Source organism: Actinomadura kijaniata NBRC 14229, from assembly GCF_001552175.1.
GTDB lineage: Bacteria > Actinomycetota > Actinomycetes > Streptosporangiales > Streptosporangiaceae > Spirillospora > Spirillospora kijaniata.
The window spans coordinates 26,448-47,906 of the sequence record NZ_BCQR01000001.1 but is presented as its reverse complement, the minus strand read 5'-3'; the positions used below and the strand labels follow the sequence as shown (position 1 = coordinate 47,906).

At 73.1% G+C, this 21,459-nt stretch carries 22 protein-coding genes and 1 pseudogene; 14 read left to right on the top strand and 9 right to left on the bottom strand.

The genetic code is table 11. The annotated features are described in order from the left end of the window. Positions 1-2: 2 nt before the first annotated feature. A complete protein-coding gene (locus tag AKI01S_RS00240; protein ID WP_067810764.1) occupies positions 3-1,445 on the bottom strand; it encodes a sensor histidine kinase in 1,443 nt (480 codons plus the stop codon). Beyond that, positions 1,442-2,179: a response regulator transcription factor gene (locus AKI01S_RS00235; protein WP_067810761.1), complete on the bottom strand. Its 738-nt coding sequence runs from the start codon at positions 2,177-2,179 to the stop codon at positions 1,442-1,444. Before AKI01S_RS00235 ends, AKI01S_RS00240 begins: the two co-directional genes overlap by 4 nt. Positions 2,180-2,290: 111 nt before the next feature. Here AKI01S_RS00235 and AKI01S_RS00230 point away from each other — a divergent pair, with 111 nt between their 5' ends. Then, entirely contained in the window at positions 2,291-4,492 is a 2,202-nt protein-coding gene (locus AKI01S_RS00230; protein WP_067810758.1) for an MMPL family transporter, read from the top strand. Between the two features lie 327 nt (positions 4,493-4,819). On the opposite strand, the gene AKI01S_RS00225 is transcribed toward AKI01S_RS00230, so the two are convergent. Next, positions 4,820-6,037, bottom strand: a complete 1,218-nt coding sequence (locus tag AKI01S_RS00225; protein ID WP_218009504.1) for an MFS transporter — start codon at positions 6,035-6,037, stop codon at positions 4,820-4,822. Positions 6,038-6,163: 126 nt separating this feature from the next. Here AKI01S_RS00225 and AKI01S_RS00220 point away from each other — a divergent pair, with 126 nt between their 5' ends. Then, positions 6,164-7,183 carry a LacI family DNA-binding transcriptional regulator gene (locus tag AKI01S_RS00220; RefSeq protein ID WP_067811007.1) on the top strand — a complete coding sequence of 340 codons (1,020 nt, stop codon included), beginning with the start codon at positions 6,164-6,166 and terminating at the stop codon, positions 7,181-7,183. Between the two features lie 576 nt (positions 7,184-7,759). Beyond that, on the top strand, positions 7,760-8,236 hold the full coding sequence (locus AKI01S_RS00215) for a hypothetical protein (RefSeq protein WP_067810752.1): 477 nt from the start codon (positions 7,760-7,762) through the stop codon (positions 8,234-8,236). Between the two features lie 113 nt (positions 8,237-8,349). Here the strand turns inward: AKI01S_RS00215 and AKI01S_RS00210 are convergent, their stop codons facing one another. The 3 genes and pseudogenes from AKI01S_RS00210 to AKI01S_RS53180 all read right to left on the bottom strand — a co-directional run bounded on the left by AKI01S_RS00210 (position 8,350) and on the right by AKI01S_RS53180 (position 9,495). Beyond that, positions 8,350-8,538, bottom strand: a complete 189-nt coding sequence (locus tag AKI01S_RS00210; RefSeq protein WP_067810749.1) for a DUF397 domain-containing protein — start codon at positions 8,536-8,538, stop codon at positions 8,350-8,352. Between the two features lie 187 nt (positions 8,539-8,725). Next, positions 8,726-8,917 (bottom strand): DUF397 domain-containing protein, encoded by a 192-nt coding sequence (locus AKI01S_RS00205; protein WP_067810746.1) that lies wholly within the window; start codon positions 8,915-8,917, stop codon positions 8,726-8,728. Then, a pseudogene (locus AKI01S_RS53180) lies at positions 8,914-9,495 on the bottom strand (DUF5753 domain-containing protein). Before AKI01S_RS53180 ends, AKI01S_RS00205 begins: the two are co-directional and overlap by 4 nt. A gap of 341 nt (positions 9,496-9,836) precedes the next feature. Here AKI01S_RS53180 and AKI01S_RS51530 point away from each other — a divergent pair. The 3 genes from AKI01S_RS51530 to AKI01S_RS51520 are packed head-to-tail and all read left to right on the top strand — an operon-like array spanning position 9,837 to position 10,749. After that, positions 9,837-10,172: a hypothetical protein gene (locus tag AKI01S_RS51530; RefSeq protein WP_169813885.1), complete on the top strand. Its 336-nt coding sequence runs from the start codon at positions 9,837-9,839 to the stop codon at positions 10,170-10,172. Continuing rightward, on the top strand, positions 10,169-10,345 hold the full coding sequence (locus AKI01S_RS51525) for a hypothetical protein (protein ID WP_169813884.1): 177 nt from the start codon (positions 10,169-10,171) through the stop codon (positions 10,343-10,345). The genes AKI01S_RS51530 and AKI01S_RS51525 overlap by 4 nt, the downstream gene beginning before the upstream one ends. Beyond that, entirely contained in the window at positions 10,342-10,749 is a 408-nt protein-coding gene (locus AKI01S_RS51520; protein WP_169813883.1) for an ATP-binding protein, read from the top strand. Before AKI01S_RS51525 ends, AKI01S_RS51520 begins: the two co-directional genes overlap by 4 nt. Here the strand turns inward: AKI01S_RS51520 and AKI01S_RS00180 are convergent. After that, entirely contained in the window at positions 10,676-11,230 is a 555-nt protein-coding gene (locus AKI01S_RS00180; RefSeq protein WP_067810732.1) for a hypothetical protein, read from the bottom strand. The two genes, AKI01S_RS51520 and AKI01S_RS00180, sit on opposite strands and share 74 nt — an antisense overlap. Positions 11,231-11,285: 55 nt before the next feature. Here AKI01S_RS00180 and AKI01S_RS00175 point away from each other — a divergent pair, with 55 nt between their 5' ends. Further along, positions 11,286-11,684, top strand: a complete 399-nt coding sequence (locus AKI01S_RS00175; protein WP_083998626.1) for a phage holin family protein — start codon at positions 11,286-11,288, stop codon at positions 11,682-11,684. Here AKI01S_RS00175 and AKI01S_RS00170 read toward each other — a convergent pair. Continuing rightward, positions 11,662-13,872 (bottom strand): terpene synthase family protein, encoded by a 2,211-nt coding sequence (locus AKI01S_RS00170; protein WP_067810726.1) that lies wholly within the window; start codon positions 13,870-13,872, stop codon positions 11,662-11,664. The genes AKI01S_RS00175 and AKI01S_RS00170 overlap by 23 nt on opposite strands. Positions 13,873-14,045: 173 nt before the next feature. Between AKI01S_RS00170 and AKI01S_RS00165 the strand changes: the two genes are divergently transcribed. The 7 genes from AKI01S_RS00165 (at position 14,046) to AKI01S_RS00135 (ending at position 20,629) form a co-directional block, all read left to right on the top strand. After that, positions 14,046-14,480, top strand: a complete 435-nt coding sequence (locus AKI01S_RS00165; protein WP_067810723.1) for a hypothetical protein — start codon at positions 14,046-14,048, stop codon at positions 14,478-14,480. Positions 14,481-14,537: 57 nt separating this feature from the next. Beyond that, positions 14,538-15,050: a (2Fe-2S)-binding protein gene (locus AKI01S_RS00160; protein ID WP_174567336.1), complete on the top strand. Its 513-nt coding sequence runs from the start codon at positions 14,538-14,540 to the stop codon at positions 15,048-15,050. Continuing rightward, positions 15,047-16,021 (top strand): FAD binding domain-containing protein, encoded by a 975-nt coding sequence (locus tag AKI01S_RS00155; protein ID WP_067810714.1) that lies wholly within the window; start codon positions 15,047-15,049, stop codon positions 16,019-16,021. The genes AKI01S_RS00160 and AKI01S_RS00155 overlap by 4 nt, the downstream gene beginning before the upstream one ends. After that, positions 16,018-18,087, top strand: coding sequence for a xanthine dehydrogenase family protein molybdopterin-binding subunit (locus AKI01S_RS00150; RefSeq protein WP_067810711.1), 2,070 nt, complete (start codon positions 16,018-16,020; stop codon positions 18,085-18,087). Before AKI01S_RS00155 ends, AKI01S_RS00150 begins: the two co-directional genes overlap by 4 nt. Positions 18,088-18,204: 117 nt before the next feature. Continuing rightward, positions 18,205-18,558 carry a YciI family protein gene (locus AKI01S_RS00145; RefSeq protein ID WP_218009510.1) on the top strand — a complete coding sequence of 118 codons (354 nt, stop codon included), beginning with the start codon at positions 18,205-18,207 and terminating at the stop codon, positions 18,556-18,558. Beyond that, positions 18,555-19,799 (top strand): RNA polymerase sigma factor, encoded by a 1,245-nt coding sequence (locus AKI01S_RS00140; protein WP_067810706.1) that lies wholly within the window; start codon positions 18,555-18,557, stop codon positions 19,797-19,799. Before AKI01S_RS00145 ends, AKI01S_RS00140 begins: the two co-directional genes overlap by 4 nt. Beyond that, entirely contained in the window at positions 19,796-20,629 is an 834-nt protein-coding gene (locus AKI01S_RS00135) for an alpha/beta hydrolase (protein ID WP_067810703.1), read from the top strand. Before AKI01S_RS00140 ends, AKI01S_RS00135 begins: the two co-directional genes overlap by 4 nt. Here the strand turns inward: AKI01S_RS00135 and AKI01S_RS00130 are convergent. Continuing rightward, a complete protein-coding gene (locus tag AKI01S_RS00130) occupies positions 20,626-21,444 on the bottom strand; it encodes an SDR family oxidoreductase (RefSeq protein WP_067810700.1) in 819 nt (272 codons plus the stop codon). The genes AKI01S_RS00135 and AKI01S_RS00130 overlap by 4 nt on opposite strands. Positions 21,445-21,459: the final 15 nt, after the last annotated feature.

The following is a 21,459-nucleotide window of genomic DNA, read 5'->3' as shown; positions in this document are numbered from 1 at the left end:
CATCAACCGCGCCCGCGTGCCTGGAAGGCCCCGTCCATCAGGGGCAGCCGTACGCGGAAGACCGCGCCCTCGCCGGGGGCCGGGTCGACCTCGGCGCTCCCGCCGTGGGCCCCGGCGACGGCCGCCACGATGGCCAGCCCGAGCCCGGTCCCCTCCCCGCGGCCCCCGCCGGCGGTCCGGGCGCGGGAGGGATCGGCGCGGAAGAAACGTTCGAACACGTGCCGGGCCTGCTCCTCGTCGAGTCCCGGTCCGCCGTCCGCCACCTCGACCACGGCCTGCCCGTCCCGGGCGACGACGCGCACCCGCGCCCCGGTGCCGTCCGGGGTGTGCTGCCGCACGTTGGACAGCAGGTTCGCCAGGACCTGCCGCAGCCGGTCCGCGTCGCCCCGGACCATCACGGGGCCGCCGTCCGTCTCGGTCTCCAGCAGCAGCGGACGGCCGGGGGCCAGCACCCGGGCGTCGTCGACGGCCTCGGCGGCCAGCGCCCCGAGATCGACCGGGGCCAGGGCCAGGGGAAGGCCCTGGTCGAGCCGGGCGAGCAGCAGCAGCTCCTCGACGAGGGAGCCCATCCGCCGGGCCTCCGACTCGATCCGCGCCATCGCGCGGGCCAGGTCGTCCGGCCGCGTCGCCGCGCCCCGCCGGAACAGCTCCGCGTAGCCGCGGACGGTGGCGATCGGCGTGCGCAGCTCGTGCGAGGCGTCGGCGACGAAGCGCCGCAGCCGCTCCTCGGCCCGGCGGCGCTCCTCGAACGCCGACTCGATCTGCCCGAGCATCGCGTTCAGCGCGCCGCCGAGCCGGCCCACCTCGGTGCGCGGCCCGGCGGCCGGGACGCGGCGCGCCAGGTCGCCGCCGCCGATCGCCGCGGCCGTGGCGGCGATCGACTCCAGCGGGCGCAGCCCGCGGCGCACCGCGTGCCACGAGAGCAGGGTCACCGCCAGGAGGGCCGCCACGGCGGAGGTGGCCGCGACCATCGCGGTGCGGTGCGTCAGCTCGTCGGCCACGGCCGTCCGCATGCCGACGAGCAGGACCCCGTCGGGAAGCGGCGAGGAGTGCAGCAGCCACCTGCCCTCCCCGCCGTCCCGTACGTGGAACGTCCGCCCGGCGGGCAGGGTGCGGGGCAGCTCCGGACGGCCGCCGAACCCCGAGGTCTGGCGGACCCGCCCGTCCCGGGACCGGATCTGGAAGAACGAGGGGAGGTCGCCCCTGTCGGCGGCCGCCCGCCAGAGGCCGGTCAGCCGGTCCGCCGGGTCGGGCGGCACGAGCCGCCCGCCGTCCCGCCCGGTGGCGAGGTCCTCGCGCAACCGCTCCGCCACGGCGGCGAGCACCTCGTCGGTCCGGTCCCGGCGCCAGTCCTGGAGGGCGCCGAAGGTGGCGCCGACCGAGAGCGCCATGCCGAGGGCCAGCAGCCCGGCGAGCACCAGGACCAGCCGGGCTCGCAGGGTCATCGGCCCACCCCGGAGCCCGGCCGCCCGGTCCGCCGGGCGGTGTCCGCCTCCTGGACGCGCACGACGTAGCCGACGCGCGGCACGGTCTGGATCAGGGCGGGCTCGAAGACGTCGATCTTGCGCCGCAGGTAGGAGACGTACGTCTGGACCACGGCGTCGTTGCCGCCGAAGTCGTACTCCCACACGTGGTCGAGGATCTGGCGTTTGGACAGGACGCGCCCGGCGTTCGCCACCAGGTAGCGCAGCAGCTTGAACTCGGTCGGCGTCAGGTCCACCCGCACCCCGTGCCGGCGGACCTCGTGCGCCCCGTCGTCGATCTCCAGGTCGGCGAAGGCCAGCCGCGCGCGTTCCCCGGGCGGCGCGGTCCGGCGCAGCACCGCGCGGATCCGGGCGATGAGCTCCTCCAGGCTGAACGGCTTGGTGACGTAGTCGTCGCCGCCCACCGTCAGCCCGGCGATCTTGTCCTCCGTGGAGTCGCGGGCCGTCAGGAACACCACGGGCGCCTCGCACCCGGCGTGCCGCAGCCGGCGGCACGCGTCGATGCCGGAGCCGTCCGGCAGCATGACGTCCATCACGATGAGGTGCGGGCGGAACGCCTCGACCAGCTCGGCGGCGGCCCTCCCGGTGCCCGCCACGGCGGTGTCGAACCCCTCGTACCGCAGCGCGGTGGCGATGAGGTCCGCGAGGTAGCTCTCGTCGTCGACCACCAGGACACGGAGAATCGTCGGGTTCACACCGCAAGTGTCGCCCGCTTTCCGGCGGTTCGAGAGGGATGTCGCCGCATTGACAGAGTTCTCTAAGAACGCTCGACGAGGCGCCGAAGAACCCTCTGGTGGCCTGGGGGCATGGAGAGAATCTGCGACCTCGTCCTCGGCCGGAGGCGCCTCGTCCGGACGCTCGTCGTCCTGCTGCTGCTCGCCGGGTGCGGCGCTATCGCCCTGCTGCTCCCGAACGTGGACGAGCGCAACGCCTACCCGGGGCTGCCCGGATACGAGGCCAACCAACAAATCCTGAAGACCTACGGGAACGGCGGCTACGAGCGCCCCTTCGTCCCCGTCGTGACCCTGCCGGAGGGGCGGCGCGCCGACAGCCCGGAGATGAGGGAGGCCCTCGGCCGGGCCTTCGGCAGGGCCGCCGAGAGGGTCGAGGCGCGCGTCGTCTCGTACGCCGACACCGGTGACCGGGCGTTCCTCGGCAAGGACGGCAGGACGACCTTCGGGCTGGTGTTCGGCGGCCCCGTCGAGCAGGGCGGCCTCCCGGGCAGCGCGCTGGGGGAGACCCCCGCGCTCGGCCCCCTGATCACCGACGCCCTGCGCGCCGAGCTGCCGCCGGGATCGAAGGTGCGGGTCACCGGGCTGGACACGCTGGCGACCGGCGCCGACCGGGGCGGCCTCAACGTCCCGCTGAAACTGCTGGTCACCATCGGCGCGGCGATCGCGGTGCTGCTGTACGCCCTGCGGTCCGCCCTGGCCCTGGTGCCGCTGCTGACCGCCCTGGTCGCGGTGCCCGTGTCGTTCCTGGGGCTGCTCGTGGTGAGCCCGTTCGTCCCCGTCCACGAGACGACGGTCGCCATGCTGCCGCTCCTCGGCGTCGGCATCGCGATCGACTACGCGCTGATCCTGGTCATCCGCTGGCGGGAGGAGGAGGCCGGGGGGCACCACGGCGACGACGCGGTGCGGCGCGCGATGGCCACGTCCGGGCACGCCGTCGTCTTCTCGGCCGGCGCGGTCGCCATCGGCCTGGTCACCATGGTGCTGCTCCCGATCCCGCTGCTGCGCAGCCTCGGCGTCGGGGGCATGCTGGTGACCGCGGCGAGCGCGCTGGTCTCGCTGACCCTGCTGCCGCTGCTGCTCAGCTCCTCGGGCCGGCGCCTGCGCCGCCGCCGGGAGACCGGCCGGGCGGACCGCCCCGCGCTCGGGCGGGAGGCGTCCGCCGGGCTCTTCTGGACCGCGGTGGCCCGGAACGTGGTGCGCTTCCGGTGGCCGACGGCCGCGGCCAGCGGCGCGGTCCTGCTGGCGCTGTCCGCCGCCGCGCTGGGGCTGAACCTGTCGGTGCCGACGACCGACCGGCTGGCCGGCTCCGGCGAGGGCCGGGCGGGGCTCACCGCCCTGACGGACAGCGGGGTGCCCTCCGGCGTCCTCACCTCGTTCGACGTCTACGTGCCCGCGGGCACGGACCCGGCACGGGTCGCGCGGACCCTTCGCGCCACGGACGGGGTGTACGCGGTGGCCGCGCCCGACGGCGGGCAGTGGCGCCGGAACGGCTCCGCGGTCCTCACCGTGCTGCCGCGCCACGAGGGAGGCTCGGCCGCGGGCGAGGACACCGTCACCCGCGTGGTCGACCGGGTCCCGGACGGCACGCTGGTCGGCGGCAACGTCACCCAGCAGATGGACTACGTGAAGGTCACCTACACGGCGTTCCCGTGGATGCTGGCGACGCTGTCGCTGGTCACCTTCGTGATGCTGGCGCGGGCGTTCCGGTCGCTGCTGCTGCCCCTGAAGGCGATCCTGCTGAACCTGCTGTCGCTCGGCGCGGTGCTCGGCGCGATGGTCGTCCTGTGGCAGTGGGGCTGGGGCACCGAGACCGTGCTGGGCATCCGGCCGGACGGCTCCATCGGAACGTTCGTCCCGGTGACCGTGTTCGCCTTCCTGTACGGGCTGTCGACGGACTACGAGGTGTTCATCCTGTCCCGGATCCGGGAGGAGTACGACCGCACCGGCTCCACCCGGACCGCCGTGGTCGACGGCGTCGGACGCACCGGACGGCTGGTCACCTGCGCGGCGCTGATCCTGTTCTGCTCGTTCGCCTCGATGGCCGCCGGCGGGGAACTGGACGTGTCGATCTTCGCCACGGGCGTCGCGCTGGGCGTCCTGATCGACGCCACGCTCGTCCGCGGCCTGCTGCTGCCCGCCACGGTGGCGATGATGGGCGAGTGGAACTGGTGGCTGCCCTCCTGGGCGGCCCGCCTGCTGCGGGTCGAGCCGTCACCGCCCGCGCGGAGACGGCACCGGGCGGCACGACCCCGGGAGGACGCCCTTCACCGGTGACCACACCGGCACGGACCCGATCGACCGCTTCCAGGCGCGCACCCGGGCTTGATCGCCTAGGGGAGCGGCGTTCCCCCGGTCGAGACCGTCGAGCTCGGGTTCTGACCTCAGCGCGACACGAAGCGCGACGACGCGGGGACAGTCGCAGGGAACAGTTCCCGCGTGACCACTCCGCGTCCGTCGATACGAGGTCCTGCGGCACCGACGTCGACGCGCGGCGTTCCCCCCGCGTGTTCCAGAGGAGGGAGCGCGACCAGAGAGCCGCAGTGGTCCAGGGCGGACCGTTCCTCCGTGACCCGTTGGCCTCGCCGGAACGGCCCCCTGCCCTTACCCGTGCCTCTTCACCATCGGGTCACCGGCGTCGGACGAAGAGTCGATCGGGTCGTGGCCGGACCGGCGGTGCCGCTCGGTCCGCTGGGCCCGGATGATCCACCACAGCGTCACCAGGCACAGCCCGTTGAGGGCGGACAGCAGTACGGGCAGGGCCGCCACACCCGTCCAGGCGATCCCCCCGCCGACCAGCGGCGGGACCACCACGCCGCCGATCATGGACGCGGCGATCACGTAGGCCCCGGCCCCCTGGGCCCCCGGCACCGCGCGGCGCAGCCAGGGCAGCGCGGTGGGGAAGACCGGGGCGATGAACAGGCCGACGCCCGCGTAGGCCACGGCGGCGATCGACGGGACCGCGCTCAGCGCCAGGCAGACGGCCGCGCCGACGCAGCTGCCGACCACGATGGTCTGGTCCGACCAGCGCAGGGTCAGCGGTACGACGAGGAACCGTCCAACGGTCAGCATGAGCCAGTAGACCGAGGTGGCCGAGGCGGCGCTCGCGGCGGAGTGGCCGATCGTCTCCAGATGGGTGGGCTCCCAGCCGCCCACGCCCGCCTCGATGCCGACGTTCAACACGTACACGGTGATGAACGCCGCCAGCAGGGCGAAACTGCGCGCCATCGCTCCAGGTGCCGTCGTCCCGGTCGGCGTTCGCCCGTCGCCTGGGCGGATCCCCCGCAGGCCCGGCACCAGCAGCAGCGACGCCACGGCGAAGCCGAGGAAGATCGCCGGATAGCGTTGCGGGCCCAGTGCCGCCACCAGGAACGGGCCGGCGACCGCGCCGATGCCGAAGTGCGCGTTGAGGATGTTCAGCATGGCGGGCCCGCGGCGGGTGTAGGCGCGGGCGAACAGGTCGTTGAGCCCGTAGTCGATCCCCCCGAAGCCGATCCCCGCAACGAGCGCGGCGAGCAGGGCGAGCGGCCACCGAGGCGCCAGCGCGACGCCCGCGCCGCCGATCGCCATGATGACCAGGGCGGTCGCGAGCAGCGCGCGGGCGGGAAACCGGCGGCTCAGCCCGGCGTGGACGAGGACTCCGGCGACACCGCCGACGAAGTGCGCGCCGAGGGCGAGCCCGGCGGTGCCGAGCCCGATGCCGAAGTCGGCGCGGAACGCGGAGACGGCCGGGCCGTACAGCGCCTGGAGCGCGCCGATCAGGACGAACGCCGCGCAGGCCGTGACCACTCCGAGGGGGGACGGGGCAGAGGGGGTGCGCACAGGATCCTCCGTTAACGTTAACGTGAGCGGTAACGGAGTCTTCCTCACCCCGTCGGCCCTCGTCAACGCGTCGGCCTGGTTGACTTGGGAGCGCGGGGCGGACACGAACACGGATGAGTGAACGGCGTGGTTGAACAACAGAGGCCGGAAGGCGAACGCGGACGCGCCACCAAGCGCGTCACGCTTCACGACGTGGCCCGGGCGGCGGGCGTGTCCCACCAGACCGTCTCCCGGGCGATCAACGGCAAGGGGGAGATCGATCCGCGGACCCGGCGTCGCGTGCTCGACGTCGCCCGGGAACTTCGGTACCGGCCCAGCCGGTTCGCCCGGGGACTGGTCCGCCCGGACGCCGTGACCATCGGGCTCATCGTCCCCGACGTGGTCAACCCGTTCTTTCCCGAGTTCGTGGCCGGGGTGATCGCCGCCGCCGACCGGCGGGGCTGGACGGTCGTCGTGACCAGCACCGAGAACGACCGGTCCCGGGAGCCGTCGATGGTCGGGTCACTCGGCCGGCAGGTCGACGCGCTCGTCGGCTACCTCAGCCATCCCGACCCGGAACTCGACCCGCATGTCGGCACGGTGCCGCTGGTCATCATGGACCGTGGGACGGACTCCTCCTCCCACGCCCTGGTCCAGGTGGACACCGCGGCCGGGGTCCGGGCCGGGCTGCGACACCTCATCGACCGGGGCCACCGCCGGATCGGCATGATCGACTGCCCGTCGGTCTGCGCCCCGGAGGTCCGGCGCCGCACCTTCCTCGAGGTCGCCGCCGAACACGCGCTGCCGGTCGACGACGGCTGGATCACCGTCGGCGACCAGTCCCTGGACGGCGGCGCCACCGCGTTCGAGGCGCTCAGGGCCGCGCACCCGGACGTCACCGCCGTGTTCGCGTTCAACGACCTGGTCGCGATCGGCGCGCTGCGGGCCGCGCGCCGGCTCGGTGTCCGGGTCCCGGCCGACTGCGCGGTGATCGGTTACGACGGGCTGAGCATCGCCGAACTGGTCGACCCGCCACTGACCACCCTCCACCTCGACAAACGGCGGCTGGGCGAGCTGGCCGTCCACCAGGTCGACCGGTTGCTCACCGGAGAACTGCCGCCTCCGGCGGTCCTGACCCCACACTTGATCGTCCGCGGTACGACCTGAGCCCGGGAGAGGGAACGGCCCGTTCCGCCCGTGCTCCCCTACCCTCCCGGCCCGGCCCCGGGTAACCCCGGGAAGTGCCCGTCCGCCAGTGCGCCGGACAGCAGGAGGCCAGCCGGGTCCTGGCCACCGGCGAAGCCTGCGCGCGCCCGGCCTACCAGAAGGGAACCAAGCCCCGCCGCCGCGCGGTCGCCGACCTCCCGATGCCGTGTCCGGCGGTTGTGGGCACACCACCCCCGTCATCGTGAACTTCGCCGCGACAACCAACCGACCAGCGACGCCGTCCGCCTCAGGCTTCACCGGACAGGTCCGTCGCGGCGTCAATGACGCCACTGGACGCGAGGTGACCCCCAGGTCCCGGCGCATGGAGGCCGCCTGCCGGGTCAACGGTGGTCGGGCCCCGTGTCCTCCGGCGAATCTCCGCGGGCGTCGAGGCGAGCGGAAATGCGCGCCCATAGACCCCGGGAACTATTCTTTAGTGCCCCGGCACTGTTCTTCGGTGCAAGATGGAATTTCGCGTTTTGGGGGCATGGTGAAAGGAAAGCACAAAGGCGACTCAATTCTTGGAAGGAGCCTTTGATGCTGACCTACCGTCTCGGGGCATCGGTGACGGCGGCGGCGGTCGCGTTCGCCGGCCTGTCGGCCCTGCCCGCCCAGGCCACGACCGCCCAGCCCGTGAACGCCCAGGTCGCCGTCGCGGACGTCGCGGATGTCACGGCCAAGGCCAAGGCGCAGACCGTCAAGGCGTACAAGCCGGTCGTCCACAAGAGGAAGGGCAAGAAGGGCAAGTACGTCTATGCCAAGGCCAGTTGGACGGCCTCCAAGAAGTCCAAGATGAGGAGGGTCTGCGTCTACCTGATCTGGGCGGGCGTGACCGGTCCGCAGATGGCCGCCGGAAACTGTCTGAAGGTATCCGCGAAGTCGAAGGGATCGGTCACCACGGGCAGCGTGAGGTGCGGCGTGTGGCCGATGCGGGTCGAGGTCTTCGGGCTCACCAAGGGCGGTAAGCAGGTCGCGCGTCACTCCAGCCCGCGGTACACCGGCTGCGGCGGCTGACCTGACCCGAAGGCACGGTGATCACCGACCGGGCGGAGTGCTGTGGTCGCGCCGATCGCCGCACGTGACCAAGCCCCGGCCACGAGGCCGGGGCTTGCGCGCGTTCGTCGGGTTCAGCTCTCGGGCGAGCCCCGCTTCACCTGGGCGACCAGCACCCCGAAGTCCGCTCTGGAAACCGCGAGGTGCCCGTACTCGGGGGCTTTGCTGTCCCGGACGGCCACGGAGCCGAAGAACGCGGCTACTTCGACACAGTCGGTGTTCTCAGCTCCGCTGCTTCGGGTGGACTTGCGCCACTGAACCATCCTGGAACGCCTCCATCTTCCTTCTGGCCACAACGCGTCACTCCAGCCCGCGGTACACCGGCTGCGGTGGCTGACCTGACCCGAAGGCATGGTGATCACCGACCGGGCGGAGTGCCGTGGTCGCGCCGATCGCCGCACGTGACCAGGCCCCGGCTCCGAGGCCGGGGCTTGCGCGCGTTCGTCGGGTTCAGCTCTCGGGCGAGCCCCGCTTCACCTGGGCGACCAGCACCCCGAAGTCCGCCCTGGAAACCGCGAGGTGCCCGGAGCCGGGGGCCTTGCTGTCCCGGATGCCTACGACGTTGATGAGTTCGGCGAGTTCAACGCAGTCGGACTCGACAGTGGTGCTTTCGCTGTGGCTGGACTTCCGCCAAGTAGTCATGAATACCGTTCCATCGCTTCCTTGAGCAGGCGCAACGATGCATCTTTGGGTAGCGCTACGTCTCCGATGAGGTCGAACCACACCCGGTATGAGGGTATATCGGTTGCATCCTGGATAAGTCTCCCGCCGCCGGGTGCTTTGGAGTAGACGACGTCCGCGCCGTCCACGGTCATGATTTTGAACGAGCCGTCACGGCCGGCGTGTGCCCCGGCTGATCGCGGGACGATCCGTATGGTGATGTGCGGTTACTGGGCGAGTTCCACCAGGTGAGCGAGTTGCTCGCGCATGATCTCGGGAGAGCCGACGAGTTCCTCGATCACGCTCTGGGCCAGGATCGCCCATACGCGCGGGCGGGGCTTGCGGTGGAGACAGGTTTGACGGTTCAGCCGCGCCTTGATCCCCTCTTCCGGATCCTCGACACCGGCCGCCTCGAACATCGCGCGGATGTAGCCCTCGACCTGGAAGAGGCCGGGCACCCACCCGAGTTCCCAGATCCGCGGCTCGGACGCCCGGGCCTCCAGCTCCAGGTGCGTCTTGAACCACTCCACGTCATGTCCGGCTTTGGCGAATTTGACCATACGCCGGAAGCGGCCGCCGGTCTCCCACGCCATGTCGATCTTTATGGCGTGTGCCTCCTGCATTTTCGTATGCCCGGACTCAATGCGTGCGACTAGTGAACGGTCGCGGTCGATGATCTCACCCATGGCGGAGAGTGACAGGCCGCGCTCGTGACGCTGTTGACGCAGTTCAAAAGCGATGAAGTCCCAGAGGTTCCCGTCCGGATCGAAGGCTGGGCGGACGCGCATGGTGATCCTCTCCGCGTTGAATTTGGAGAACTCGCGTAGTCAAGCTAGTCCGCGCGGCGCACTCTTGTCCGTGGAGCAAGAAAAAGGCGGCGAGCGCTCAACGAGTGGTTCGAATGGAGAACATGCAGCCGCGCTGCGCAGTGACAGAAAAAGATCAAGGAATGCTCTCGGGCGGGGAGCGGCGGGCCTACCTGTCGGCTCTGGATAGAGGGGTGGCCGCTGATCCGGGGCTGGCGTGCGGGATCGTGATCCACAGGGGGACTCCGATCCTGAACGTCGTGCAGGTCGGGGCGGCGCGGCGGATGGTCGAGGTCGGGTGCGACCACCGCGACGGCCGCTGGCGGTATGTGTGGGCCGACAGCGGTGAGGTCATCGCTCCGGTCGGGGATGTGGCGGGTGCCGTGCGCGTCCTCGCGCGTGAGCTGGCTGCCGGGCGGGGGTGCCGGTGAACGTTCACCGGGAGCTGAGCCAGGCCATCGAGATCGTCAGGGCCGCGTACGAGGAGGCCATGCGCGCCCATGGGCTTCTGTCGAGCACCATCGAGCTGATCAGCTCTTACGCCGAGGCCAATCTGGCCGCTCTGAACGGCTTCCCCGACGGCGCGGCCGACGATGTCCCATGACCGCCGATCAGGGACGTTGCCGTGACGGTTCGTCGCTGGTGGTCGCGGCCATGCCGGAGGCGGTCAGGACGGCGCGGGACTTCACCGCGCGCTGGTTCCTCGCCCAGGGGTTCTCCGGGTGCGTCACGGACGCCGCGCGGCTGGTCGTCACCGAGCTGGTGACCAACGCCTACCGGCACGGGTCCGGGCCGGGAGACAAGATCTTCGTTCGGCTCCACCGGGCGGGGAGCCGGGCCGTGGTGGAGGTCGGGGACGGGAGCGACGCGTGGCCCGTCGTCCGGCCGTTCGGGCTCGACGAGGTCGACGGGCGCGGGCTGGCGATGGTCGAGATCATGGCCGAGAGCTGGGGCGTCGCGCCGCTCGCGGACGGCGGAAAGATCGTTCACGCCGTTCTGCGGGGGTGAGGGAGCGGCGTTCCAGGTCGCGGGCGAGGTGGGAGCGGCGGAAGCCCTTCGAGCGCAGGTGGCGCAGGTCCTCGCGGGTGTCGTACATCAGCTGCGTGTGGAAGTAGTTCACGTGTTCCAGCACGCCGAACACGGCGAACCCCAGGCCGGGGATCGTGCCCGCGCCCGGGTCCATGACCACCGACCAGGTCGTGAACGCCACGCCCGCGGCCAGGAGCGGCGGGTTCGCCAGGCGGGCGGACGCGAAGGCGGTGGCGAACGGCAGCGGTCCTCCCGGTGCCCGGAGGCGGCGGAGTTTCGCCGCCCAGTACGCCGCGCCCTCCAGCAGGACGAGGGCGACCAGCGCGAAGCCCGTCGCGTTCGCCGCCGTGAGCGGCAGGCCGAGCGAGCCGAACCAGACGGCCGCCTGGAACGGGATGTTGAACAGTTCGAGTCCGGCCAGTGATCGCAGGCGTCGCCGGATCCGGGAGCGGTGGTCCATCCAGAGGACCGTAAAGGGGGTGAATGGTCCCGCTCTCAGCGGGTACGGGGCGCGCATGAGCAGTAAGGCGCGCCGTCGGCCCAGTAAGCAGGAGCTCGCCGAGACTGCCGACAGTCCGGTGGAGCAGAACCTCATGTTGGCCAAATACGTGATCGACGCCGCGCAGCGGGAGATGGCCGAGAAGGCACGCAAGCGGGTGCCCGCGTTGCGGATGGGGGCCGTGGCCGGGGTGCTGGGGACGATGGCCGTCGCTGCGTCCTATCGGATGAACCTCGCGCTGCTGGAGCGCAAGCTCCCGCCCGAGGCCGCGGCCCTGGTGGCGACCGCCGTCTACAGCGGGGGCGCGAGCGCGGCGGCGCTGGCGGCCATGCGGCGGTGGCGGGGGCTGCCCACGCCGCTGCCGACCGAGACCGCCAAGCAGGTCGCCGAGATCATCCAGGAGGCCGCCGACTGAGGCCGGGGACGCCCGCGAGGGCGGACACGCCCAGGCTCGTGGGCGGGGACGGGGACGGACGGTAGCGGCGCAGCAGCTCCGGTTCCGGATAGCGGCGGGTCTCGTGGTGCCACTTGGCGATGCCCGCCATCCATTCGCGCAGCTCGTCCACGTAGCCGTCCAGCGCGGCCAGCGCTCTGCCGTCCAGCTCCAGGTCGGCGGCCACCAGGGGGAGTTCGGTGGCGGCGATCCTCTCGAACTCGCGCAGCCGGGCCGCCATCAGGTCCTTCACGATCGTCATGGCCTCCGGCATCCCGCACTCCAGGAAGCGCTGCACGGCCAGCACCCCGTTGTGGATCTCGCCCTCGAACTCGATCTCCTTCTGGTAGGAGAACACGTCGTTGAGCAGGCACGCGTAGTCCATCGCCGCGTGGTTCAGCGCCTCCATCGCGCGGGTGCGGAACAGCTCGCCCGGCAGGGTCCCGCGCCGGTCGATGCGGGCCAGCGCCATGGTCATGTCCGACCCGAACGTGTGCCGCCGCATCTCGATGTAGTCGACCGGGTCGGGCACGCGCCGCTGGACGTGGTTGGCCAGCTCCCACAGCCAGCTCTCGGTCATCGTCTCCACCGCCTCCCGGAACTCCGCCCGCGCGTCGACCGGCAGCGGGGCGGCGGTGCGCCGCCACAGGTCGGCCAGGCCCGCCTCCACGGGGTTGAGCGGCGGCGGTGTCGTCCCGCAGTCGAGCGGCATGAACAGGCCCATCCGCGCGTGGAACACCTTCGCCCCGGCCGTGTCGCGGTCCCGGAAGAACACCGCCGGGAAGTAGTCGTCGCCGTAGGTGCCCCACGCCAGCCACTGCGTGGCCAGGTCGAGGCCCTCGGGCGTGGCGTCGGGGTTGAACGCCGCCGCGCAGATCTCGAACGCGAACCCGGCCAGCATCTCCGCGTCCCAGATCGGCTCCGGCAGGCGCGGGGGCGTCCCGTACATCCCCATCTCCTCGCACCAGGTGACGCAGTTGTGGCGGGCGCGGTCGCGGTGCGGGTTGGTGCGGAGCGGATAGGGGATCTCGATGTCCGGCGACGCCGTCGGCCCCACCCGCTGGTGCGGGACGTGCGGCCGCAGCGCCCGCGCCGCCCGCAGGAGGCCGGGCAGGCGCGCCGCGGCCGTTCCGAGGCCGGTCGGCCCGCCCAGCACGGTCGTCGCGCCCTTGTTCATGTAGCGGCTGGACCGCATGTGCCACTCGTGCCCGCCCGACTGCCAGTCCTGGAGGCCCTTCACGTAGGCGAGGACGGCGGCGCGTTCCGGCGGGGTCAGCGCGTGCTCCTCGAACAGCGGTGGCAGCTCGGTCACCGTCGTGTTCTCGAACTGCTGCATGCGCGACGTGACCAGGTCGTTGACGATGTCGGCGGCCCGCTGCGCCGGGACGCCGAGGAAGTGCTCCAGGACCAGCACGCAGTTGTTGACCTCGCCCTCGCTCTCGGTCTCGCGCTGGTAGGAGAAGATGTCGTTGCGGAAGTGGACGGCGTCGGAGAAGGTGTCGCGCAGCACCCGCAGCGGCCGGGTCCCCGCCACCCGCGCGGGCACCTCGGCGCGGCAGGCGTGCTCGACCAGCCCCGCCGACCAGGGCGCGCCGCCGACCTTGCGGCGCATCTCCACGTACTCGACCGGGTTGGGCAGCCGCCCCTCGTCGATGTTGGACAGCTCCCACAGCGAGGAGTGCAGCAGGTGCCGGGTGCTCTCGGCGAACCGCTCCGCCCACGCCGGGGACATCGCCGGAGCCGTCCGCGCCCACAGGTCGGCCAGGCCGCGTTCGACGGCGTTGGTCGGCTCGGGCACCGGCGCGCCGGGCTCCAGCGGCATGAACGCGTCCAGCCGCTCCAGGTACCGCCCGGCGCCCTCCCGGTCGCGGGTCTTCTTGAACACCTCCAGGAAGTGGTCGTCGAAGTAGAAGACCCACACGTACCAGTCGGTGACCAGGTCGAGCTCGTCGGCGTCGCAGTCGGGATGGGTGTAGGCGCACAGCAGCGCGTAGTCCATCGCCTCCAGGGCGGCCCCGTCCCAGATGTCCGGGGTGCCGGGGTCGCGGGTCTCGTCGAGCATGCCCATCGAACGCGCCCACGCGCGGGTGTGCGCCCGGGCCCGCTCCAGGTGCGGGTTGATCCGCGCGGGGTGGAGGACGTAGAAGTCCGGCAGTGCGAACGGCTGCATGTCCCAGAACCTAATGCAATCGCCCGGTCACCAGAGGTGACAATGGCCTGCCTGTGGATAACCCGGCCGGGACGGCCGTCCCGGAAACGGCCGGACACCAGGCCGTGCCGCCCGGGACGCCCCCCTTCCTACGCTCCCGGAAAGACGAACCGACCGAACGGGGGAACGGGGACATGCGAGGAGACCACGGGGGCGACCGGCCTCTGGAGACACCGGTCTGGCTGCTGATGGGGGCCACCGGCAGCGTTCCGGGCGTGCTGCGGGCGGCGCGCGGGCGCCTGGCCCTGCGGGTGACCGGCCGCGGCGCGCTCGGCCCGGCGCACCTGCGCGTACTGGAACGCCGCCTGGGCACCGAGGGCCTGGCCGAGCAGCTGGCGGCGGGCCGGGAGCTGGTCCTGTTCGACGTCCCGGTGGAGAAGGTCGAGGACGTCCGCTTCCCCTGGTACAACTTCGGCGCGGGGATGAAGCTGAAGGTGGGCGGCGCGGGCTTCCGGCTGTCGTTCGTCCGGCCCGGCAACACCGCCGGGGACCCCGGTCTCGCGGGCATCGCGCCGAGCCGCGCCAACGGCCGTCTCTGGAAGGACGCGCTCGCCGCCGCGACCGGCTGACGCGCGGGAACGGCTCGCGGCCGTTCGATTCACGCCCACGGGGGAAGGACCACGATCATGGACGGCGTGGACACCTCGATCACCCTGACCGTGAACGGCCGCGAGCATCGCCTGCGGATCGACGTGCGGTCCTCCCTGCTGGACGTGCTGCGGGAGGATCTGGGCCTGACCGGCTCGAAGAAGGGCTGCGACCAGGGTCAGTGCGGCGCGTGCACGGTGCTGCTGGACGGCCGCCGCGCCAACGCGTGCCTGGCGCTGGCCGTCGCGCAGGACGGCGCGGAGGTGACGACCGTCGAGGGGCTGGCCGACGGGGACGCGCTCAGCCCGCTGCAACGGGCGTTCATCGAACGCGACGCGTTCCAGTGCGGCTACTGCACGCCCGGCCAGCTCTGCTCGGCGACCGGGATGCTGGAGGAGGCCGCGCGGGGCTGGCCCAGCGCCGTCACCGGGGACCTCACCGCCGACCCGGACCTGGACGAGACGGAGATCCGCGAGCGGATGAGCGGGAACCTGTGCCGCTGCGGCGCGTACGAGGGCATCGTCGCGGCCGTGAAGGAGGCGCGGGCATGAGGCCGTTCGCCTACGAGCGGGCCGCGACCGCCGAGGAGGCGCTGGCGCGGTGCGACGAGGAGACCCGCTACCTGGGCGGCGGCACCAACCTGGTGGACCTGATGCGGCTGGGCGTGGAGCGGCCCGCCCGGCTCGTGGACGTGACCCGGCTGCCGCACGACCGGATCGAGGAACGTTCCAGCGGCGCGCTGCGCATCGGCGCGGCCGTCCGCAACAGCGACCTGACCGCCCATCCGGCGGTCCGCCGCCACCACCCGATGCTCGTCCAGGCGGTCCTGTCGGGCGCGTCCGGGCAGATCCGCAACCAGGCCACCGTCGGCGGCAACCTCCTCCAGCGCACCCGCTGCTCCTACTTCCAGGACATCACCAAGCCCTGCAACAAGCGCGAGCCCGGCACCGGCTGCCCCGCCATCGACGGCGAGCACCACAACCTGGCGATCCTCGGCCACTCGGAATCCTGCGTGGCCACGCACCCGTCGGACATGGCGGTGGCGCTGGCCGCGCTGGACGCGACCGTCCTCACCAGGGGCCGGGGCGGCGAGCGCGCGATCCCGCTGGCCGACTTCTACCGCCTGCCCGGCTCCCACCCCGAGCGCGACACCACCCTGGAACCGGGCGAGCTCGTCACCGCCGTCGAGGTCCCGCCGCTGGCGATGCCGTCCCGCTACCGGAAGGTCCGCGAACGCGCGTCGTTCGCGTTCGCGCTGGTGTCGATCGCCGCCGCGGCCGACGTCCGCGACGGCGTGGTCCGGGACTGCCGCATCGCGCTCGGCGGGGTCGCCCACCGGCCCTGGCGCGCCCGCCGCGCCGAGGACCACCTGCGCGGCCGCCCCCTCACCCGGGAGAACCTGGCCGGCGCCGCCGACCAGGAGCTGGCCGCCGCGCACCCGCTGCGCGACAACGCCTACAAGCTGCGCCTGGCCCGCAACCTGATCGTCCGGACCCTGCTGGAACTGGGGGAGCGCGCATGAACGCCATCGGCTCGCGAAGCCGTGTCGAGGGCCGCGAGAAGGTCACCGGCGAGGCCCGGTACGCCGTCGAGCACCCCGTGCCGGGCGCCGCGTACGCGTGGGTCGTGCAGTCCACGGTCGCCAAGGGCGAGATCACCGCGTTCGACACCGCGGACGCCGAGGCGCTGCCCGGCGTGCTGACCGTGCTGACCCCCGACAACGCCCCCGAGCTGGCCCCGGTCAGCGACGGCGAGCTGGCGGTCCTGCAGGGCCGGAAGGTGTCCTACCGGGGCCAGATCGTCGCGGCCGTCGTCGCCGAGACCCTGGAGACGGCCCGCGAGGCCGCCCGCCTGGTCCGGGTCACCTACGCGGCCAGGCGGCACGACGTGCGCCTGACCCCCGACCACCCCGGCCGCTACACGCCCGACGAGGCCGAGGACGGCCCCTGGCAGGCGCGGCAGGGCGATCCGGAGGACGCGTTCCGGGCCGCGCCGGTGCGGATCGACTGCACCTTCACCACGCCCGCCGAGCACAACAACCCCATGGAGCCGCACGCCACCCTCGCGGCCTGGGACGGCGACGCCCTCACCGTCCACGACTCCAACCAGGGCCCCTCCACGGTCCGCTCCACCCTCGCCAAGGTGTTCGAGCTGGACCCGGCGCGGGTCCGGGTGATCTCCCCGCACATCGGCGGCGGCTTCGGCTCCAAGGGCACGCCCCGCCCCAACGTCGTGCTCGCCGCGATGGCCGCCCGCGCCGTCGGCCGTCCGGTGAAGCTGGCGTTCACGCGCCGCCAGATGTACGCGCTGACCGGCTACCGCAGCCCCACGGTCCAGCGCGTCCGGCTGGGCGCGGCGGAGGACGGCCGCCTCACCACGATCATCCACGAGTCGTTCGAGCAGTCCTCCACGGTCCGGGAGTTCGCCGAGGAGAGCACCACGCCCACCCGCGTGATGTACCGGGCCCCGAACCGCCGCACCGCCTACCACCTGACCAGGCTCGACGTCCCGTCCACGTCGTGGATGCGGGCGCCGGGCGACGCGCCGGGGATGTTCGCGCTGGAGTCGGCGATGGACGAGCTGGCGGTCGTCCTCGGCCTCGACCCGATCGAGCTGCGCGTCCGCAACGAGCCGGACGGGCACCCCGAGGACGGCCGGCCGTTCTCCTCCCGGAACCTGGTGGCGTGCCTGCGCGAGGGCGCGGCGCGGTTCGGCTGGTCCGACCGCGACCCGACGCCCGGCGTGCGGCGCGTCGGCCGCAGGCTCGTCGGCACGGGCGTGGCGGCGGCGACCTACCCGGTGCTGCGCAGCCCCGCCCAGGCCACCGCCCGCGCGAACGCCGACGGCAGCTACACCGTCCGCATCGCCGCGATCGACCTGGGCACCGGCGCGCGGACGGCGCTGGGACTGATCGCCGCCGAGACGCTGAAGGCCGACCCCGCCCAGGTCACCGTCGAGATCGGCGACAGCGACCTGCCGCGCGCCGGCCTGGCCGGGGGCTCGGCGGGCACCGCGGGCTGGGGCACGGCCGTGGTGCGCGCGTGCGAGGCGCTGCTGTCCAAGCTGAACGGGCACGTCCCGCCCGAGGGCGTCGAGGCGGCGGCCGACACCACCGAGGAGGTGAAGGGGCAGGGCGACGAGTACGCGCGGCACTCGTTCGGCGCGCACTTCGCGGAGGTCGAGGTGGACGTCGACACCGGCGAGATCCGCGTCCCCCGGATGCTGGGCGTGTTCGCGACCGGCCGCATCGTCAACGCCAAGGCCGCCCGCTCCCAGTTCCTCGGCGGAATGATCATGGGGTTGGGGATGGCGCTGATGGAGGAGAGCGTGCTGGACGAGGCGTTCGGCGACCATCTGACCGCCGACCTGGCCCAGTACCACATCCCGGCCAACGCCGACGTCCGCGACCTGGACGCGGTCTGGCTCGACGAGCACGACCCGCACGTCAACCCGATGGGCACCAAGGGCATCGGCGAGATCGGCATCGTGGGCGCGGCGGCGGCGATCACCAACGCGGTCCACCACGCGACCGGCGTCCGCTTCCGCACCCTGCCCCTCACCCCGCCGCGCGTCCTCCCGGAGCTGTAGGGAGAGAATTCTCCGAAGTTCTTCGGGCGGGATGTCGAGGACGGGGTCCCGGCTCCGACCGAAGGGTGAAGGGCGCCCGCAGGGGGCGCCGGGACAGGGGAACCGACCGTGAAGTACATGCTGCTGATCTACAACCGGCCCGGGTTCGTGGACGAGCTGTCGGAGGAGGAGCGGACCGCGCTGTTCGGCGAGGTCGACGAGATCATGCGCGAGCTCACCGAGGCCGGGGAGCTGGTCGGCGGGGAGGCGCTGGCCCACCCCTCGCACACCCGCACCGTGCGGATGGGCGACGGGGCCCCCGCCGTGACCGACGGGCCGTTCCTGGAGTCCAAGGAGGTGTTCGCCGGGTACGTCGCGGTGGACTGCTCCGCCGACCGCGCCGCCGAGATCGCCGCCCGCTGGCCGGACGTGCGCTACGGCGGCGTGATGGAGATCCGTCCGTTCATGGGCGGGTCCGGGACGGAGATGTGACGACGCCGGCCGTTCCCGAGGACCTGCTGCGCGCGCTCGCGCCGCAGGTCCTCGGGACGCTGGTGCGGCGGCACGGGCAGTTCGACGCCTGCGAGGACGCCGTGCAGGAGGCGCTGCTCGCGGCGGCCGTCCAGTGGCCCGAGGAGGGCGTTCCGGACAGCCCGCGCGGGTGGCTGCTGACGGTCGCGACGCGGCGGCTCACCGACCTGTGGCGCAGCGAGCACGCGCGGCGCGACCGGGAGGCCGCCGTCGCGGTCGAGGAGGAGCGGGTCGCGCCCGCGCCGGACGAGGAGCCGTCCGGGCGGGACGACACGCTGACGCTGCTGTTCCTGTGCTGCCATCCGGCGCTGTCGGAGCCGTCGCAGGTCGCGTTGACGCTGCGGGCCGTCGGGGGCCTCACCACCGCCGAGATCGCGCGGGCGTTCCTGGTGCCCGAGGCGACCATGGCCCAGCGCATCAGCCGCGCCAAGGCGACCATCCGGAAGGCCGGGGCGCGGTTCGAGCCGCCCCCGCCGGGGGAGCGGGCGCGGCGGCTCGGGGTGGTGCTGCACGTCCTCTACCTGATCTTCAACGAGGGCTACACCGCCTCCAGCGGCCCCGACCTGCGGCGCGCCGACCTGACCGCCGAGGCGATCCGGCTCACCCGGGCCCTGCGCGCGCTGCTGCCCGGCAACGGGGAGGTGACGGGGCTGCTGGCGCTGATGCTGCTGACCGACGCCCGCCGCGCCGCCCGCACCGGGCCGGACGGGCTGCTGGTGCCGCTGGCCGAGCAGGACCGTTCCCGGTGGGACCGCGCGGAGATCGAGGAGGGCGTCGCTCTCGTCACCGACGCGCTCACCTGGTCGCCGCCCGGCCTCTACCAGGTGCAGGCCGCCATCGCCGCCGTGCACGCCGAGGCCGCGGGCGACGCCGACACCGACTGGCCGCAGATCCTCGCCCTGTACCGGCTGCTGTCCCACCTGGCGCCGAACCCGATGGTCACCCTCAACGAGGCCGTCGCCACCGCCATGGTCCACGGGCCCCGCGCGGGCCTGGAGATCCTGGACGGGCTGGAGGCCGACGGCCGGCTCACCGACCACCACCGCCTGACCGCCGTCCGCGCCCACCTGCTGGAACGCGACGGCGACCGCTCCGCCGCGCGCGACGCCTACCGCCGCGCCGCGCGCCTCACCACCAGCCTTCCCGAACGCCGCTACCTGGAGACCCGCGCGGCCCGGCTCAACGAAAGCGACCCCTCATGAGCACCCTGAACGTCCCCGGCGCCACCCTCCACCACGAGGTCCAGGGCACCGGCCCCGTCCTGCTGATGATCTGCGGCGGGATCTTCGACGCCGACGCCTACCTCCCGCTGGCCGCGCGGCTGGCCGACCGGTTCACCGTCGTCCGCTACGACCGGCGCGGCAACTCCCGCAGCCCCCTCGCCGACCCCGACGAGCCGCAGACGATCGCGCTGCACGCCGACGACGCGTACCGGATCCTGGCGGCCGTCACCGACGAGCCCGCCCACGTGTTCGGCGTCAGCTCCGGCGCGCTGATCGGCATGGAACTGGCCGCCCGCCACCCCGAGCGGGTGCGCGCCCTGGTCGCGCACGAGCCGCCCGCGTTCGGGCTGCTGCCGGACGCCGCCGACTTCCGCGCCGGGTTCGCCGAGGTCGAGGCGGTGTACCGGGAGGCCGGGGCGGGCGCGGCGATGGGGCGGTTCGGCGAGCTGATGGGGATGAGCGGCGACGGGCAGGACGACGGGCAGGAGGGCGGGCAGGAGGCCCCCGGAGGCGAGCCCGACCCCGCGTTCCTGGAGGCCATGGCCCGCATGGAGCGCAACATGGACTTCTTCGTCGGGCACGAGGCGGTCCCGTTCAGCCGGGAGGACCCGGACCTGGACGCGCTCAAGGGCGTCCGCGTGGTCCCGACGGTGGGCGCGGCCTCGGCCGGGGAGCCGCCGCACCGCGCGGGGCTCGCCGTCGCCGAACGCCTGGGCGTCGCGGCGACGACGCTCCCCGGCGGCCACGGCGGCTTCGGCGAGCACCCCGCCGAGTACGCCGCCCACCTCACCGGGCTGCTCGCGGACTAGAGGCCGAGCGCCTCGCGGATCAGCGGCGCGGTGTCCTCCAGCCCCGCCGCCCGCTGCGACTCCACGATGAACCTCGCGTCGTCGCCGACCAGCTGCCGGAACGGCGCGTCGTCGTCGAGGGCGGCGCGGCGGATCGCCTCCACCACCGGCGTCGGCTCGTTCCGCTCGCCGCCGGTCAGGCCCGCCGCCCGCTCCCAGAACAGGTGGTACTCCTCCCACAGCGGGTGGCCGGGCGCGAACGCCTCCGCCACCGGGGCGTTCGCGACGAACCCCGTCTCGAACGCCCCCGGCTCCACCAGCCGCACCCCGATGCCCGCCCCGGCCAGCTCGAAGCTCAGCACCTGCGACAGCGCCTCCACCGCGTGCTTGCTGGCGCTGTAGAGCCCCTCGTAGGGCGCGGCGAACAGGCCGGACGAGGAGGAGACGTTGACGATCCGGCCGCCGCCCCGCCGCCGCATCCCCGGCACCACGGCCCGCACCATGCGCAGCACGCCGGTGACGTTGGTGTCGAACTGGGCGGCGATCTCGGCGTCCGACAGCGTCTCCAGCGGGCCGCGCTGGGCGTACCCGGCGTTGTTGACCAGCACGTCGACCCGGTCGCCGATCTCCGCCATCGCGCGGGCGACCGAGCCGGGATCGGTGACGTCCAGGCGGTGCGCCGTCAGCCGCAGCCCCTCCCGTTCGGCGATCCCGGCCAGGTCGGAGCGGTCCGGGTCGCGCAGGGTCGCGAAGACCCGGTGCCCGCGCCGGGCCAGGTCCAGCGCCGACAGGCGGCCGAAGCCGGACCCGCAGCCGGTGATCACGATATGGGGCATGGGGTGTCCTCCCGG